Origin of the sequence: Marinibaculum pumilum (genome assembly GCF_042646425.1) — a bacterium.
Taxonomy (GTDB): Bacteria; Pseudomonadota; Alphaproteobacteria; order Ferrovibrionales; family Ferrovibrionaceae; genus Marinibaculum; species Marinibaculum pumilum.
Window position 1 is genome coordinate 433,358 of the sequence record NZ_JBHRTR010000028.1, and the last position, 13,362, is coordinate 446,719.

Genomic DNA, 13,362 nt, shown 5'->3' on the forward strand with positions numbered 1-13,362 from the left:
CGATGGTATCGGGGGGCGTGTCGTACAGCCGAACGGGGAGAGCAGCCATGTCCGAGACAGACGGGAATGCCGCATCCGGCCGCGTGTCGGGGGTCCGGCGGGGCAGCTGCGCCTGCGGCGCGGTGCGCTTCGAGGTGGCGGGGCCCCTGCGCCCGATCATCGCCTGCCATTGCGGGCAGTGCCGCAAGATGTCGGGGCACTTCACCGCGGCGACCGAGGTGCCGGAGGCGCGGCTGCGACTGCTGCACGAGGAGGGGCTGCGCTGGTACGCCTCCTCGGCCAAGGCGCGCCGGGCCTTCTGCGGCACCTGCGGGTCGACCCTGTTCTTCAAGCTGAACGAGCGCGACCATGTCGCGGTATTCGCCGGCGCACTGGACGATGTCGAGGGGCTGAGCCTTGCCGGCCAGATCCATGCGGCGGACGCGGCGGGCTACTACCGGGTTCCCGACGACCTGCCGCAGCTGGAACGCGCGGCGATCGACGCCTTGCCGCCGCAGGGGTGACGGCCGCCTGGAAGAGGGCCGCTGGGGGCTATTCCCGGAAGATCTCCACCGAATAGAAGAAGCGGTCCGCCGGCAGGGTATTGACCGAGACCTCGATCAGGCGCCGGCCGGTGGAGAAGTAGCGCCGCGTGATCTGCAGCGCGGCGGCGCCCGGCTCCGCCGCCAGCCGCCCGGCATAGACCGGGTCCAGGGTGATGGCGCGGATCTCCTGCTGGATCTCGACCACCGTCTCGCCCGACTGCTGCTCCAGCAGCGCGAACAGCGCGGAGCGGAAGCGGCTCCGGCCCTTCAGGATCGGCGCCAGCCGGCCGTCGACATAGATGTCGGTCCAGGCCAGGGGCCGGGTCTCGCCCGCGATCACGCGCAGGCAGCCCAGATGCAGCCAGCGATGACCGCTGCGGCAGCCCAGCAGGGCGGCACTGCGGCCGCGCGCGGTAAAGGGGGTCCGGCTCTTCACCTGCATCTCGGTATCGGCGGCAAGGCTGAACAGGTCCTCCACCGACTGGACGGAATAGTTGAACCGCCGTGCCGCGCGGATCGAGTCCACCCGCGTGCCCACGCCCTTGCGGGCGGAGACCAGGCCCTTCTGCCGCAGCTGGGCGATGGCCTGGCGGACCGTCTGTCGGCTGACGCCGTAGAGCGCCGCCAGTTCCACCTCGGTCGGCAGCAGCGTGCCGACCGGATAGTCGCCGCGCTGGATCTGCTCCAGCATGCGATGGGCGACCTTCAGGTAGAGCGGCGGCTCCCCCGTAGCCGGCGCGAGCGGCGCGGCATCGGCGGGCCCGCTGCCGGTCGCCGCGGCCGGCCGGTCCCCGTCTCCGGGCCCGGCCGTCACCGCCGGTGCCCTGCAGGGGCGTGTCCGGTCGCAGGCATGCATAAGTACGCACATTTCCGACAGGGCATTCCGGTCGGATCCTCCATGCACCGCTCTGGTCCGCCACACAGCTTTACACACTGCTGGCCGAGTGCAAGGATAAGTACGTACTTATGGCCGCGGGCATGGAAAGCCCGCCGGGCGGCGCCTACGATCATAGGACAGCTCCCGCGGGCGGCCAATGCCGGACATGTTCGCGGCCCCGGCGCCGCAGGCCCGCATCCGGCGCGGCCGGCGGTGGCCGCATCCGTTCGCGGAAGGGGAGGCTTGACGGCATGAAGGCGATCGTCCTCAAGGGCTATGGCGGGTTCGACGAGCTGCGCTACGAGGAGGCGCCGACGCCGGAGCCCGGCTATGGCGAGGTCCTGATCCGCAATCATGCCACCGGCGTGAACCACTGCGACACCGATGTCCGCCGCGGCATCTTCGGCGTGGCACAGTCCTTCCCCCATGTGATGGGCGTCGACAGCGCCGGCACGGTCGAGGCCGTGGGTCCCGGGGTCACCGCCTTCAAGCCCGGCGACCGGGTGGCGCCGCACTTCCTGCTGAGCTGCGGCACCTGCCGCAACTGCCTGCGGGGGCGTGAGAATATCTGCCTGAAGGGCGAGGTCCTGGGTGTCACCACCTGGGGCACCTATGCCGAATTTACCAAGGTGCGCGAGAACAATGTCGTGCGGCTGCCCGACGGGCTCGGCTTTGCCGAGGCGGTGGCCGCGCAGGTGCCCTTTGCCACCGCATGGGAGGCACTGATCGATGTCGGCCGCCTGCAGGTGGGCGAGACGGTGCTGATCAATGCCGCCGGCTCCGGCGTGGGCTCGGCCGGCATCCAGGTCGCCAAGCTGGCCGGCGCCCATGTCATTGCCACCACCGGTTCCGACGAGAAGTTCGCCGCCGCCCGCGCGCTGGGGGCGGACGAGGTCCTGAACTATGCCACCACCAATATCGGCGAGGCAGTCTACGGCCTGACCGGCGGTCTGGGTGTCGATATCGCCTTCGACATGGTCGGCGGCGACCGCCTGCTGGACTGCGTAGCGGCCACCGCCGATGGCGGCCGCATCGTCACCGTCGGTGCCCATGCCGGCGAGCAGGTGGAGATCGACATGATCGAGTTCTTCCGCAAGCACATCTCGATGCATGGCTGCGGCCGCTCCACCCGGGCGATCGTCTCCACCGTCCTGGACCTGGTGGCGCAGGACAAGCTGAAGCCGGTGATCTTCAAGACCTTCGACCTGGCCGAGGCCGGCGCCGCGCAGGAGGTGATGGAGAGCCGCAACTTCTTCGGCCGCATGGTGATGCTGCCGGAGGGCAAGGAATGAGCAGGGGATGAGGGCGCCGATCATCCGCAGCCTGCTCTTCGCGCCGGCGAACGAGCCGCGCAAGACCGGCAAGCTGGGCGCCAGCGGCGCCGATGCCGTCGTGCTGGACCTGGAGGATGCGGTCGCCGACGACCAGAAGGCCGCCGCCCGCGGCGCCGCGCGGCAGGCGCTGGCCGCCCTGCGTGCGGAGCGCCGGGCGCGCGGCGTCGGACCGCTGGCCTGCGTGCGGGTTAATGCCTACGACACCGGGCTGACGGTTGAGGACCTGCGCAGCATCGCCTGCGCCGACCTGGACCTTGTCGTGCTGCCGAAGGTGGAGAGTCCGCGCGACCTGGCGCGCGCGTCGCAGGTGCTGGACGCGGCGGAGGCGGAAGCCGGGCTGCAGCCCGGCGCCATCGGCATCATCGCCCTGGTGGAGACCTGTGCCGGCATTGCCGTGTCCGCCGACATCTGCGCCGCCGGCGGGCGGCTTGTGTCGATCGGCTTCGGCTCCGGCGACCTGGGCAAGGATATCGGCATCCCGACGATCCGCGGCGACCTGTCGGCGGCGATCGCCTATGGCCGGGCGAAGCTGGTCTACGACGCCCGCGCCGCCGGCCTGCCGCGCCCGATCGACGGGCCGCACCTGGCGGTGCGCGACCTGGAGGCGCTGGAAGGGGATTGCCGGGTGGCGCGCGACCTGGGCCATGGCGGCAAGGTCTGCATCCATCCGGCGCAGGTGCCGGTGGCGAACCGGATCTTCGCCCCCGACCCGGACGAGGTCGCCTTCGCCCGCCAGGTGGTGACGGAATTCGCCGCCGCCGAGGCGCGTGGCGCCGCCGCGATCACCGTCGGCGGTGTCTTCATCGACTATCCGATCGTGCTGAAGGCGAAGAGCATCATCGCCCTGGCCGAGGAACTGGACGCGCGGACGGCAGCGGCCGGCGCGACGGGCCCGGCGCAGGTCGCAACGGCAGAGGGAGCAGGCGCGTGAGCCAGCGGCATCGGACGGAGGGAATGGCATGAGCGGTGCGGAGGCTGCCCGGCCGATGAGCGGCGTGCGCGTCCTGGACTGCGCCACCTTCATCGCAGGCCCGACGGCGGCGACCCTGCTGGGCGAGTTCGGCGCCGAGGTGATCAAGGTCGAGCTGCCGAAGACCGGCTGTCCCCTGCGCAAGTTCGGCACGCCGACGGAGGCGGGCATGACCCTGCCCTGGCTGTCGGAAAGCCGCAACAAGAAGTCGCTGACCCTGGACCTGCGCACGGAAGAAGGCGCGGCGATCCTGAAGGACCTGGTCGCGCAGTCCCATGTCCTGGTGGAGAATTTCCAGCCCGGCACCCTGGAGGGCTGGGGCCTGGGCTGGGACGTACTGCAGGCGATCAACCCAGCCCTGGTGATGGTGCGGATCTCCGCCTATGGCCAGACCGGCCCCTATCGCGGCCGGCCCGGCTTCGGCCGCATTGCCAATGCCTTCGGCGGCATCTCCTACCTGGCCGGCTATCCGGACCGGCCGCCGGTCACCCCCGGCAGCGCCACGCTGCCGGACTATCTGTCGGGCATCTACGGCGCGGTGGGCGCGCTGATGGCGCTACGGGTCGCGGAGAGCACCGGCCAGGGACAGTATGTCGATATCGGCCTTTATGAATCGGTGTTCCGGATCCTGGACGAGCTGACGCCGGCCTATGCCTATCGCGGCTATGTGCGGGAACGGATGGGGCCGGGCACGGTGAATGTCGTGCCGCACAGCCACTATCCCACCCGCGACGGCAAGTGGATCGCGATCGCATGCACCAACGACAAGATCTTCCAGCGCCTGGCCGACCTGATGGAAGAGCCGGAGCTGGGCGGCGACGGCCGCTGGGGCACGATCGAGAAGCGCGAGGCGGAGCGCGCGACGGTGGACGCGCATGTCGCCGCCTGGACGCAGAAATATGACCGCGACCAGCTGATGGAGATGTGCGACCGCGGCCAGGTGCCCTGTGGGCCGCTGCTGTCGATCGCGGAGATCTTCGAGGATCCGCAATACGCCGCCCGCGGCAATATCGCCCGGGTGGCGCACGACCTGCTGGGCGAGGTGGCTGTGCCTGAGGTGATGCCGCGGCTGAGCGCCACGCCGGGCGGGATCGACAGCCTGGGGCCGGAGCTCGGCGCGCATACCGAGGAGATCCTGGGCGGGTTGCTGAACCTCGACCCGGAGCGGATCGCCGCGCTGCGCGAGCGCGGAGTGATCTGACGGCAGGCGGCTTGCGCGGCATCAGGACAGGGCAGCAGGAGGGCAGGGAAGATGACCAGGAAACCGTTCGCATTCGCCGACGTGCCGGGACCGCGGCGCGACATGCCCGGCTATGGCCGGCATGTGCCCCGGGTGCGCTGGCCGGGCGATGCCCGGATCGCGGTGAGCCTGGTGATCAACTACGAGGAAGGGTCGGAATACAGCCATCCCGGCGGCGATGGCCGCAACGACGGACTGGCGGAGCTGATCTACGACATGGACCCGCAGTACCGCGACCTGTGCGTGGAATCGGTCTTCGAATATGGCAGCCGGGCCGGCATCTGGCGGCTGGAGCGCCTGCTGACCGAATTCCGCCTGCCGGTCACCTTCTATGCCTGCGCCGCCGCGCTGGAGCTGAACCCGGAGGTCGGCGCCTGGATAGCCGAGGCCGGGCACGAACCCTGCAGCCACGGCTGGCGGTGGGAGGAGGTCTGGAAGCTGAGCCGCGAGGAGGAGCGCGAGCATATCCAGTGGGCGATCGAGTCGATCCGGGAAACCACCGGCCAGCGGCCGCAGGGCTGGTACTGCCGCTACGGGCCGTCGGTGAACACCCGCGAGCTGATCGTCGAGGAAGGCGGCTTCGTCTACGATTCCGACGCCTATAACGACGACCTGCCCTACCATGTCGACGTGAACGGCAAGCGGCACCTCGTGGTGCCCTATTCGATGACCTACAACGACGGCAAGTTCGGCGCGCTGCCGGCCTATGGCTCGCCGACCGATTTCGCCGACAACCTGAAGCGCGGTTTCGACCAGCTCTATGCGGAGGGCGAGACACATCCCCGGATGATGTCGGTCGGCCTGCATCCGCGGCTGATCGGCCAGGCCAGCCGGATCCATGCCCTGCGCGAGTTCATCGAGCATGCGCTGGGTCATGACCGGGTCTGGTTCTGCCGGCGCATCGACATCGCCAACTGGTGGCTCAAGCACGGGGAGAACTTCTCCGCATGATCCCCGCCCCGGGCAGCCCGCGACCGCAGCACGCCCCGCCCGGCCCGGGCGGGGGCCAGGGCGGGACGGCTGCCGGACATGGGGCGCCGGCGCGGATGCCGGAGGTGGCCGAGGTCGAGGCCAGCGGCGACACCCTGCGGATCTACGGGGAATTGCGGGCGATCGGCGGCTACGAGCTGGTGCCTTTGTTCTACCGCGTGCTGGCCACCGACCCGGCGGCCCTGTGCTGGGCCTGGCACGTGCTGCGCCCGGCCTTCCGCAGCGGCATGGTGGCAGCCGCCGCCCGCGCCGCGGTGCCGCCTCCGGGGCGGCCCTTCGCCCGGCTTCCGGCGCCGGGCTGGGCGCTGCTGGGGCTGTCGGCACAGGACCTGGCCGAGGCCCGCGCGGTCGTGGCCGGCTTCAATGCCGCCAATCCCTTCAACCTGACCGTGGTCCTGCTGCTGGAACAGGCCCTGCGCGACGGCCGCATGATCGACGGCGCCGATCCCTCCCTGGTGGGGGAGCAATTGCCGCATCCCGGCATTCCGCATCGCCCGCCGCTGGACTTCGACACCCTGCCGGCGGCGCAGGCCGATCTGATCGCATGGCTGTCCACCCGCGGCGGGCGGGAGGCCTTCGCCGCCGCACCGACCCTGTGGCGCTGCCTCGCCCATTGGCCGCCTCTGCTGGCCATCGCGGCCGCGCAGCTGGAGCCGCTCTATGCCGACGGCACCGTGGAGGCGCTGTCCCGTGCGATCCGCCGAGCGGTCGAGAAGGATCTCAGGGAACGGGCCGAGGTGATCGGCACCCGCAGCGTCGCCGCGGCCGAGCCGTCGCAGGCGGACCATGTCCTCCGGGTCTGCGCCTTTTTCGGCGCCAAGATCCCGGAGATGATCCTGACCGGCCATCTTCTGCAGGCGCTGATGGAACAGGGGGAGGGCTGAGATGCTGCAGGCGCGGCTGGACCGGATCGCGGCATTGAATCCGGCCTATTGCGCGATGGCGCTGGTCGACGAGGATGGCGCGCGCGCTGCTCCGGCGGGACCTGCCGGCGGCCTCCTGCAGGGCATGACCCTGGCGGTGAAGGACAATATCGACACCGCCGGCCTGCGCACCGCCTGCGGCTCGCAGCTGTTCGCCAATCATGTGCCGAATGCCGATGCCCCGGTGGTGGAGCGGCTGCGCCGCGCCGGCGCGGTGATCCTGGGCAAGGCGGCGATGATGGAGCTGGCCTTCGGGGTGCGCTCCACCGATGCCGTTGCCGGCCAGGTGCGCAATCCCTGGGACCCGGCGCGGATCGCCGGGGGCTCCAGCGGCGGGTCCGCCGCCGCGGTGGCGCTGGACTTCTGCGACGCGGCGCTGGGCACCGACACCGGCGGCTCGATCCGGGTGCCGGCCGGGTTCTGCGGCATTGCCGGCCTGCGGCCGACCCATGGCCGGGTCTCCAACCGCGGCTGCCTGCCGGTCAGCACCACCTTCGACACGATCGGGCCGATGGCGCGCGAGGTGGGTGACCTGGCCCGCATCCTCTGCGTGCTGGCCGGCTATGACGATGGCGATCCGCTGTCGCAGGACCGGCCGCTGGAACCCGACCTGCTGCTGCCGCGGCCCGACGTGGCGGGCCTGCGGATCGGCCTGCCGCGCAATTTCTACTTCGACGATGTCGATCCGGAAGTGGCGGATGCGGTGCGTGCCGCCGCCGATGCCTTCGCCGCCGGCGGTGCGGAACTGGTGCCGGTGACCGTGCCCGATGCGCAGGTGGCGCATGCCCATGCCACCGCGATCATCCTGTCGGATGCCTGCGCCCTGCATGAAGAGGCGCTGGACCATCGCCGGGCGCAGATCTCCGACCCGGTTTTCGAGCGCATGATCAAGGGCCGCGCCGTCAGCGGCACCGGCTATGCGCGCGCGATGCGGTTCCGGGAGGCCTGGTGCCGCGGCCTGAAGCGCATCTTCGCCGGCATCGACATGCTGCTCTTTCCGACTTCGCCCTTCCCGGCCCCGCCGATCGTGGAGGAGAGCCACCTGGAAGAGGCGACCCGACATGCCACCCGCTTCACCTATGGCGGCGGCCTGGCCGGCACGCCGGGACTGAGCCTGCCCTGCGGCCTCACCGCCGCCGGGCTGCCGATCGGCATGCTGCTGGAAGGCGCCTGGTGGAACGAGGCGGCATTGCTCCGCGCCGGTGCCTATTGGCAGGCGCGCACCGACTGGCATCTCCGTCGTGCGCCGGTGGCGCCGACGACAGGGCAGGAGTGACCGAGACTGTAACCGGATCGAGTACGGCAGCCCGGCGCATTGCCGGGCGAAAGATGGAGGAGAAGAACATGTCGACCCGAAGCGTACCTGTTCGCGTCCTTGCCTGCGCGGCGGCCCTGTCGGCCCTTGCGTTCGCCACTCCCGGCGCCAAGGCCGACGGCCTCGCCGACGCCAAGGCCATGGTGGCGGCACATTCCAGCCTGCCGGAGAAGTTCGCTCCACCGAACCCGCCCTTCGATGCCAAGGCCTGCGTGGGCGGCAAGAAGCTGCTGGTCATCCCGGTCTCCAGCGCCAACCCGTTCACCAAGAACATCGCCACGGCGATGACCGCAGCCGGCAAGGAGGTCGGTCTGGAGGTGGTGGAATGGGAGAACCAGGCCCGGCCCACCCAGTGGGTGCAGGGCTTCGACTACGCCATCAACAACGGCTTCGATGCCATCGACCTGCTGGGCGGCGTCAACCCGGCGGTCCTCGGGCCGCAGATCAAGGCGGCAAAGGCGGCCGGGCTGAAGGTCTTCACCTCGCATTTCTACGACACGACCCAGGATCCCGATCCGAGCCTCGACGGCACCTCGCGCATCCCCTTCCACAAAGCGGGCGAGATCATGGCCAACTGGGCGATCGCCCAGACCGGTGGCAAGGTGAACGCGATCATCATCGGCTCCGACGAGATCGTGCCGACGGCGCCGTTCGTCGAAGGCATCAAGAAGACCCTCGATGCCAACTGTGCCGACTGCAAGTACACCTACGTCAATGCACCGGTGCCGGAATGGTCGACAAAGATCCAGTCCAGCGTCCAGTCGGGGCTGATCTCCGATCCCACGGTGAACTATATCCTGCCGATCTATGACAGCATGTCCCAGTTCGTCATTCCGGCGATCAAGATCACCGGCAAGACCGGCCAGGTGAAGATCGCGACCTTCAACGGCACACCGTTCGTGATCGACGCGATCCAGAAGGGCGAGGTGGAGATGGATGTCGGCGAGAGCCTGGGCTGGATCGCCCGCGGCATCCTGGACAACGAGATGCGGCTGATGTGCGGCATGGAGGCGTCCGACCAGCTCTACGTGCCGTTCTATCTGTTCACCGAGGCCAATGCGAAGGATGCCGGCACGCCGGCGGACTATGACCGGGGCTATGGCGACATGCATGTCGGCGGCTACCGGAAGCTCTGGGGCGTCGAGTGAGCCAGGGGGCGTCGCCGGCCGACCGGGCGGCGGCGCCCGCCTCCCGCACCGATGGTGGCGCCCCGGCGGATGCCGGAGCGCCGGACGTTCGGGCGGCACTGTCGATCCGGGGCCTGAGCAAGCGATTCGGCGGGGCGCTCGCCCTGGACGATGTCGACCTCGACATCGCCAGCGGGGAAGTGCACGGCCTGCTGGGCCAGAACGGCTCCGGCAAGTCGACCCTGATCAAGATCCTGGCCGGCTTTCACGAGCCGGAGCCGGGGGGACGGCTGCTGCTGCACGGCAGAGAGGTGCCGCTGCCGATCCCGCCCGGCGAGGCGCGCCGGCTCGGGCTCGCCTTCGTCCATCAGCACTTGGCGATGCTGCCCTCGCTCACGGTGCTGGAGAACCTGCGCCTGGCGCGCTTCGCGACCGAGACCAGCTGGCGCATCGACTGGGCGCGGGAGCGCGCGCTGGCGCGCGAGACCTTCGCCCGCTTCGGCCTGGACATCGATCCGCAGGCCCGGCTCGCCGACCTCTCCCAGGTGGAGCGGGCGCTGGTCGCGATCGTGCGGGCCTTCGAGGATGTGCATCATGTGGACCGCGGCGAAGGGGCCGGGGGCGGCGGCCGCGGCATCCTGATCCTGGACGAACCGACCCCGTTCCTGCCCTCCTCCGGGGTCGATCAGCTTTTCTCCCTGGTGCGCGACGTGGTGCGCGAAGGCGCCTCGGTGATCTTCGTCTCGCACGATGTCGACGAGATCATGGAGATCACCGACCGCGCGACCGTGCTGCGCGACGGCCGGCTGGCCGGCACCCTGGTCACCGCGGAGTCCGATGCCGACGCCTTCGTCGAGATGATCATCGGCCGCCGGGTGGAGCTGTTCCATGCCCGTCCGCACGACGCTGCCGGCGAACCGCTGGCGGTACGCATCCAGGGCCTGAGCGGCGGCCCGCTGCAGGACGTCTCCCTGGACCTGCACCGTGGCGAGACGGTGGGCCTGACCGGCCTGCTGGGCTCCGGCTTCGATGCGCTGCCCTATCTCCTGTACGGCGCCCGCCCCGCGGGCGACGGCCGGATCGAGCTGCCGAAAGGCAGCTTCGACCTGCGCCGGATGGCGCCGCCGGAGGCGATCGCCGCCGGCATGGCGCTGCTGCCGTCGGACAGGCTGCATGCCGCGGGAATCGGCTCCCTCTCGGTGGCCGACAATGTCACCCTGCCGGTGCTTGGTGACTTTCTGGGCGGTCTCGGGCTGGACTGGGGCGGCATCCGCGACCGGGCGGGCGACCTCGGCAGCCGCTACGACGTGCGGCCCAACCGGCCCGACTATCTGCTCAGCGCGCTGAGCGGCGGCAACCAGCAGAAGGTGCTGATGGCGAAATGGCTGCAGACGCAGCCGGACCTGCTGCTGCTCGACGAACCCACCCAGGGGGTCGATGTGGGCGCCCGGCAGCGGCTGTTCCAGGCACTGGACGAGGCTGCTTCCGCCGGGACCTCGGTGGTCGTGGCCAGCACCGATGCCGAGCAGCTGGCGCAGATCTGCGACCGGGTCCTGGTCTTCGCCCGCGGCCGGGTGGTGCAGGAACTGACGGGTGCGCAGGTCACCAAGGAGATCATCACGGAACAATGCCTGCGCAGCCTGGGCGGCGGCCCCGGCTCCGGCATCCAGGGAGGGGAGACGGCGCGGCCATGAGCGAGACGCGGCAGACGGCGGAAGGCACGGGCGGCGGGCGAAGGCAGATCAACTGGCTGCGCATCGCGGAAGCCTATGCGCTGGTCGTGGCCCTGCTGGTCCTGGTCGCCATCTTCGGGGCGCTAAAGCCGGCGGCCTTCCTGTCCTGGGGCAATATCTCCACCATGCTCGGCTCGCAGGCGGTCCTGGTGGTGCTGACCCTGGCGCTGATCATTCCGCTGACCGCCGGCGATTTCGACCTTTCCGTCGCCTCGGTCGCGACCCTGTCGGCGATGACCCTGGCGGTCCTAAATGCGCAGGACGGCTGGCCGCTCTGGGCGGCGATGCTGGTCGCGGCCGGGACCGGCATCGCCACCGGCATCGTCAATGCCGCCTTCATCCTCTATTTCCGCATCCATTCGCTGATCGTGACATTGGGCACCGGTACGTTCCTGCAGGGGGTGGTGCTTTGGATCTCGGGCTCGATGACGATCAGCGGCCTGTCGGACGGCCTGACCGAGTACGTCATCATCACCCGCCTGTTCGGGATCCCGCTGGCCTTCTACTACGCGCTCGGGCTGTGCATCCTGCTCTGGTACGTCTTCGAGTACACCACGCCGGGCCGCCGCCTGCTGTTCGTCGGCCGGGGCCGCGAGGTCGCCCGCCTGTCGGGCATCAGGGTGGAGCGGGTGCGCTTCGCCGCGCTGATCGTCTCCGGCTTCCTGGCCGCCTGCGGCGGCATGCTCTATGCCGGCACCATCGGCGCCGCCGACCCGCTGTCGGGCCTGACCTTCCTGCTGCCCGCCTTCGCCGCCGCCTTCCTGGGCGCGACCGCGGTCTATCCGGGCCGCTTCAACCCCTGGGGCTCCCTGGTGGCGGTCTATTTCCTGATCGTCGGCATCACCGGCCTGACCATCCTGGGCATCCAGACCTTCGTGCAGAACCTGTTCTACGGCGGGGCCCTGGTGATTGCCGTCGCCCTGTCGCAGCTGGTGCGCAACCGGGAACCGCAGGACTTCAACTAGGCGCGGCTGTCGTCCCGCCGCCTGTGTGAGGCGCTGCGCCGCTGCTACGATCGGCGCAGCGCAACCGAGCATTCGGGTCCGGGCCGATGGCCATCGATATCCTTGTCCTCGGCGCCGGGGCGGCCGGCATCGCCGCCGCGCGCCGGCTTGCCGGTCTGGGCCGGAGCTGCCTTGTGCTGGAGGCGGGGCCGGCGGCCGGCGGCCGGGCCCGCACCGATCGCGCCACCTTCGGATTGCCCGTCGATCTCGGCTGCCACTGGCTGCATGCGCCGGCGCACAATCCCCTCCGCGGCCTGGCCGACCGGCTGGGCCATCGCTACGAGGCGACGGGCCAGCCGCTCCGCCATGCGGCCCCGGGCGGCGGCTGGCTGGGCAATCGCGCGGTGCAGGCGCGCGGCGCATACCATGCGCGCTGCCGAGACCGGATCCTGGCGGCTGCGCGGGCGGGCGAGGACCGCCCCGTCGCCGAACTTCTCGACACCCCGGCAGAGGATGCCCTGCAGGCGTCCTTCGAAAGCGACTTCATCGCCAAATGGGGGGTCGCGCCGGAGGCGGCGTCCAGCCTGGATTATGCACGCTATGTGGACGAGGGCGGCGACCTGCCGGTGACCGACGGGCTGGGCGCGCTGATCGGGCGCCTCGCTGAGGGGCTGCCGCTGCGGCTCGGCACGGCCGTGACCGCCGTGCGGCTGGTTTCGCCGGCCGGCATCCGGGCGGAGACCGCCGCCGGCACGGTGGAGGCGCGCGCGGCAATCCTGACCATGTCGACCGGGGTGCTTCAGGCGGAGGCGATCCGCTTCGACCCGCCGCTGCCGGCCTGGAAGCTGGACGCCATCGCCGGCCTGCCGATGGGGCATTGCAACAAGATCGTCCTGGCGTTCGAGCGGCAGGTCTTCGACCTGCCCGACCATTGCCTGGTGCTGCCGGCCGGTGCCGCGCACGAGGCGGTCGAACTGCTGCTGCGGCCGGGCGGCCGGCCGGTCGCGATCGCACTGTACAGCGGCCCGCTCGGTCGCGACCTGGCCGTGGCCGGGGCGGCGGCGATGGCGGAGGACTGCATCGACCGCCTCGCCGCCCTGTTCGGTTCGGCGCTGCGGGCGCGGGTGGCGCCGGGCCGCCTCATCGCCGACTGGGACGCGGCGCCGTTCGTGCGGGGCTATGTGGCGGCGGCCCTGCCCGGCCGGGCGGATGCGCGCATCGATCTGGCAAGGCCGGTGGAGGACCGCCTGTTCTTCGCCGGCGAGGCGGCCTCCACCCGCTTCATGGGCGACCTGCATGGCGCCTGGCTCAGCGGCATCGCGGCGGCGGAAGCGGCGGACCGGGCGTTGGCGGCGGGCGGCAGCTGAGCCAAGCCGCTTCCGGCG

12 protein-coding genes are annotated in these 13,362 nt (G+C 70.7%); 11 read left to right on the top strand and 1 reads right to left on the bottom strand.

Annotation, left to right across the window (positions count from 1 at the left end; genetic code table 11):
• The first annotated feature begins 47 nt into the window (after positions 1-47).
• The gene (locus ACFOGJ_RS14675) at positions 48-503 is read left to right on the top strand and encodes a GFA family protein (protein WP_379901641.1); all 456 of its coding nucleotides are present in this window, start codon (positions 48-50) and stop codon (positions 501-503) included.
• Between the two features lie 28 nt (positions 504-531).
• Here the strand turns inward: ACFOGJ_RS14675 and ACFOGJ_RS14680 are convergent, their stop codons facing one another.
• On the bottom strand, positions 532-1,338 hold the full coding sequence (locus ACFOGJ_RS14680) for a GntR family transcriptional regulator (protein WP_379901643.1): 807 nt from the start codon (positions 1,336-1,338) through the stop codon (positions 532-534).
• A 314-nt stretch (positions 1,339-1,652) separates the two neighbouring features.
• Here ACFOGJ_RS14680 and ACFOGJ_RS14685 point away from each other — a divergent pair, with 314 nt between their 5' ends.
• The 10 genes from ACFOGJ_RS14685 (at position 1,653) to ACFOGJ_RS14730 (ending at position 13,344) form a co-directional block, all read left to right on the top strand.
• The gene (locus ACFOGJ_RS14685) at positions 1,653-2,693 is read left to right on the top strand and encodes an alcohol dehydrogenase catalytic domain-containing protein (protein WP_379901645.1); all 1,041 of its coding nucleotides are present in this window, start codon (positions 1,653-1,655) and stop codon (positions 2,691-2,693) included.
• 7 nt (positions 2,694-2,700) lie between these two features.
• The gene (locus ACFOGJ_RS14690) at positions 2,701-3,666 is read left to right on the top strand and encodes an HpcH/HpaI aldolase/citrate lyase family protein (protein ID WP_379901647.1); all 966 of its coding nucleotides are present in this window, start codon (positions 2,701-2,703) and stop codon (positions 3,664-3,666) included.
• Between the two features lie 28 nt (positions 3,667-3,694).
• Positions 3,695-4,906, top strand: a complete 1,212-nt coding sequence (locus ACFOGJ_RS14695) for a CaiB/BaiF CoA transferase family protein (RefSeq protein ID WP_379901649.1) — start codon at positions 3,695-3,697, stop codon at positions 4,904-4,906.
• A gap of 51 nt (positions 4,907-4,957) precedes the next feature.
• Positions 4,958-5,896 carry a polysaccharide deacetylase family protein gene (locus ACFOGJ_RS14700; protein WP_379901651.1) on the top strand — a complete coding sequence of 313 codons (939 nt, stop codon included), beginning with the start codon at positions 4,958-4,960 and terminating at the stop codon, positions 5,894-5,896.
• Between the two features lie 104 nt (positions 5,897-6,000).
• Positions 6,001-6,819: a hypothetical protein gene (locus ACFOGJ_RS14705; RefSeq protein ID WP_379901653.1), complete on the top strand. Its 819-nt coding sequence runs from the start codon at positions 6,001-6,003 to the stop codon at positions 6,817-6,819.
• A 1-nt stretch (position 6,820) separates the two neighbouring features.
• Positions 6,821-8,134 carry an amidase gene (locus tag ACFOGJ_RS14710; RefSeq protein WP_379901655.1) on the top strand — a complete coding sequence of 438 codons (1,314 nt, stop codon included), beginning with the start codon at positions 6,821-6,823 and terminating at the stop codon, positions 8,132-8,134.
• Positions 8,135-8,202: 68 nt separating this feature from the next.
• A complete protein-coding gene (locus ACFOGJ_RS14715) occupies positions 8,203-9,321 on the top strand; it encodes a sugar ABC transporter substrate-binding protein (RefSeq protein WP_379901657.1) in 1,119 nt (372 codons plus the stop codon).
• On the top strand, positions 9,318-10,994 hold the full coding sequence (locus ACFOGJ_RS14720) for a sugar ABC transporter ATP-binding protein (RefSeq protein ID WP_379901659.1): 1,677 nt from the start codon (positions 9,318-9,320) through the stop codon (positions 10,992-10,994). The genes ACFOGJ_RS14715 and ACFOGJ_RS14720 overlap by 4 nt, the downstream gene beginning before the upstream one ends.
• A complete protein-coding gene (locus ACFOGJ_RS14725) occupies positions 10,991-11,998 on the top strand; it encodes an ABC transporter permease (RefSeq protein ID WP_379901661.1) in 1,008 nt (335 codons plus the stop codon). Before ACFOGJ_RS14720 ends, ACFOGJ_RS14725 begins: the two co-directional genes overlap by 4 nt.
• Positions 11,999-12,084: 86 nt before the next feature.
• Entirely contained in the window at positions 12,085-13,344 is a 1,260-nt protein-coding gene (locus tag ACFOGJ_RS14730; RefSeq protein ID WP_379901663.1) for a flavin monoamine oxidase family protein, read from the top strand.
• Positions 13,345-13,362 lie beyond the last annotated feature (18 nt).

Coding starts and splice junctions, on each gene's coding strand:
- ACFOGJ_RS14700 (WP_379901651.1), top strand. CDS start 4,958: ATGACCAGGAAACCGTTCGCATTCGCCGACGTGCCGGGACCGCGGCGC.
- ACFOGJ_RS14690 (WP_379901647.1), top strand. CDS start 2,701: ATGAGGGCGCCGATCATCCGCAGCCTGCTCTTCGCGCCGGCGAACGAG.
- ACFOGJ_RS14715 (WP_379901657.1), top strand. CDS start 8,203: ATGTCGACCCGAAGCGTACCTGTTCGCGTCCTTGCCTGCGCGGCGGCC.
- ACFOGJ_RS14685 (WP_379901645.1), top strand. CDS start 1,653: ATGAAGGCGATCGTCCTCAAGGGCTATGGCGGGTTCGACGAGCTGCGC.
- ACFOGJ_RS14695 (WP_379901649.1), top strand. CDS start 3,695: ATGAGCGGTGCGGAGGCTGCCCGGCCGATGAGCGGCGTGCGCGTCCTG.
- ACFOGJ_RS14675 (WP_379901641.1), top strand. CDS start 48: ATGTCCGAGACAGACGGGAATGCCGCATCCGGCCGCGTGTCGGGGGTC.
- ACFOGJ_RS14730 (WP_379901663.1), top strand. CDS start 12,085: ATGGCCATCGATATCCTTGTCCTCGGCGCCGGGGCGGCCGGCATCGCC.
- ACFOGJ_RS14710 (WP_379901655.1), top strand. CDS start 6,821: ATGCTGCAGGCGCGGCTGGACCGGATCGCGGCATTGAATCCGGCCTAT.
- ACFOGJ_RS14725 (WP_379901661.1), top strand. CDS start 10,991: ATGAGCGAGACGCGGCAGACGGCGGAAGGCACGGGCGGCGGGCGAAGG.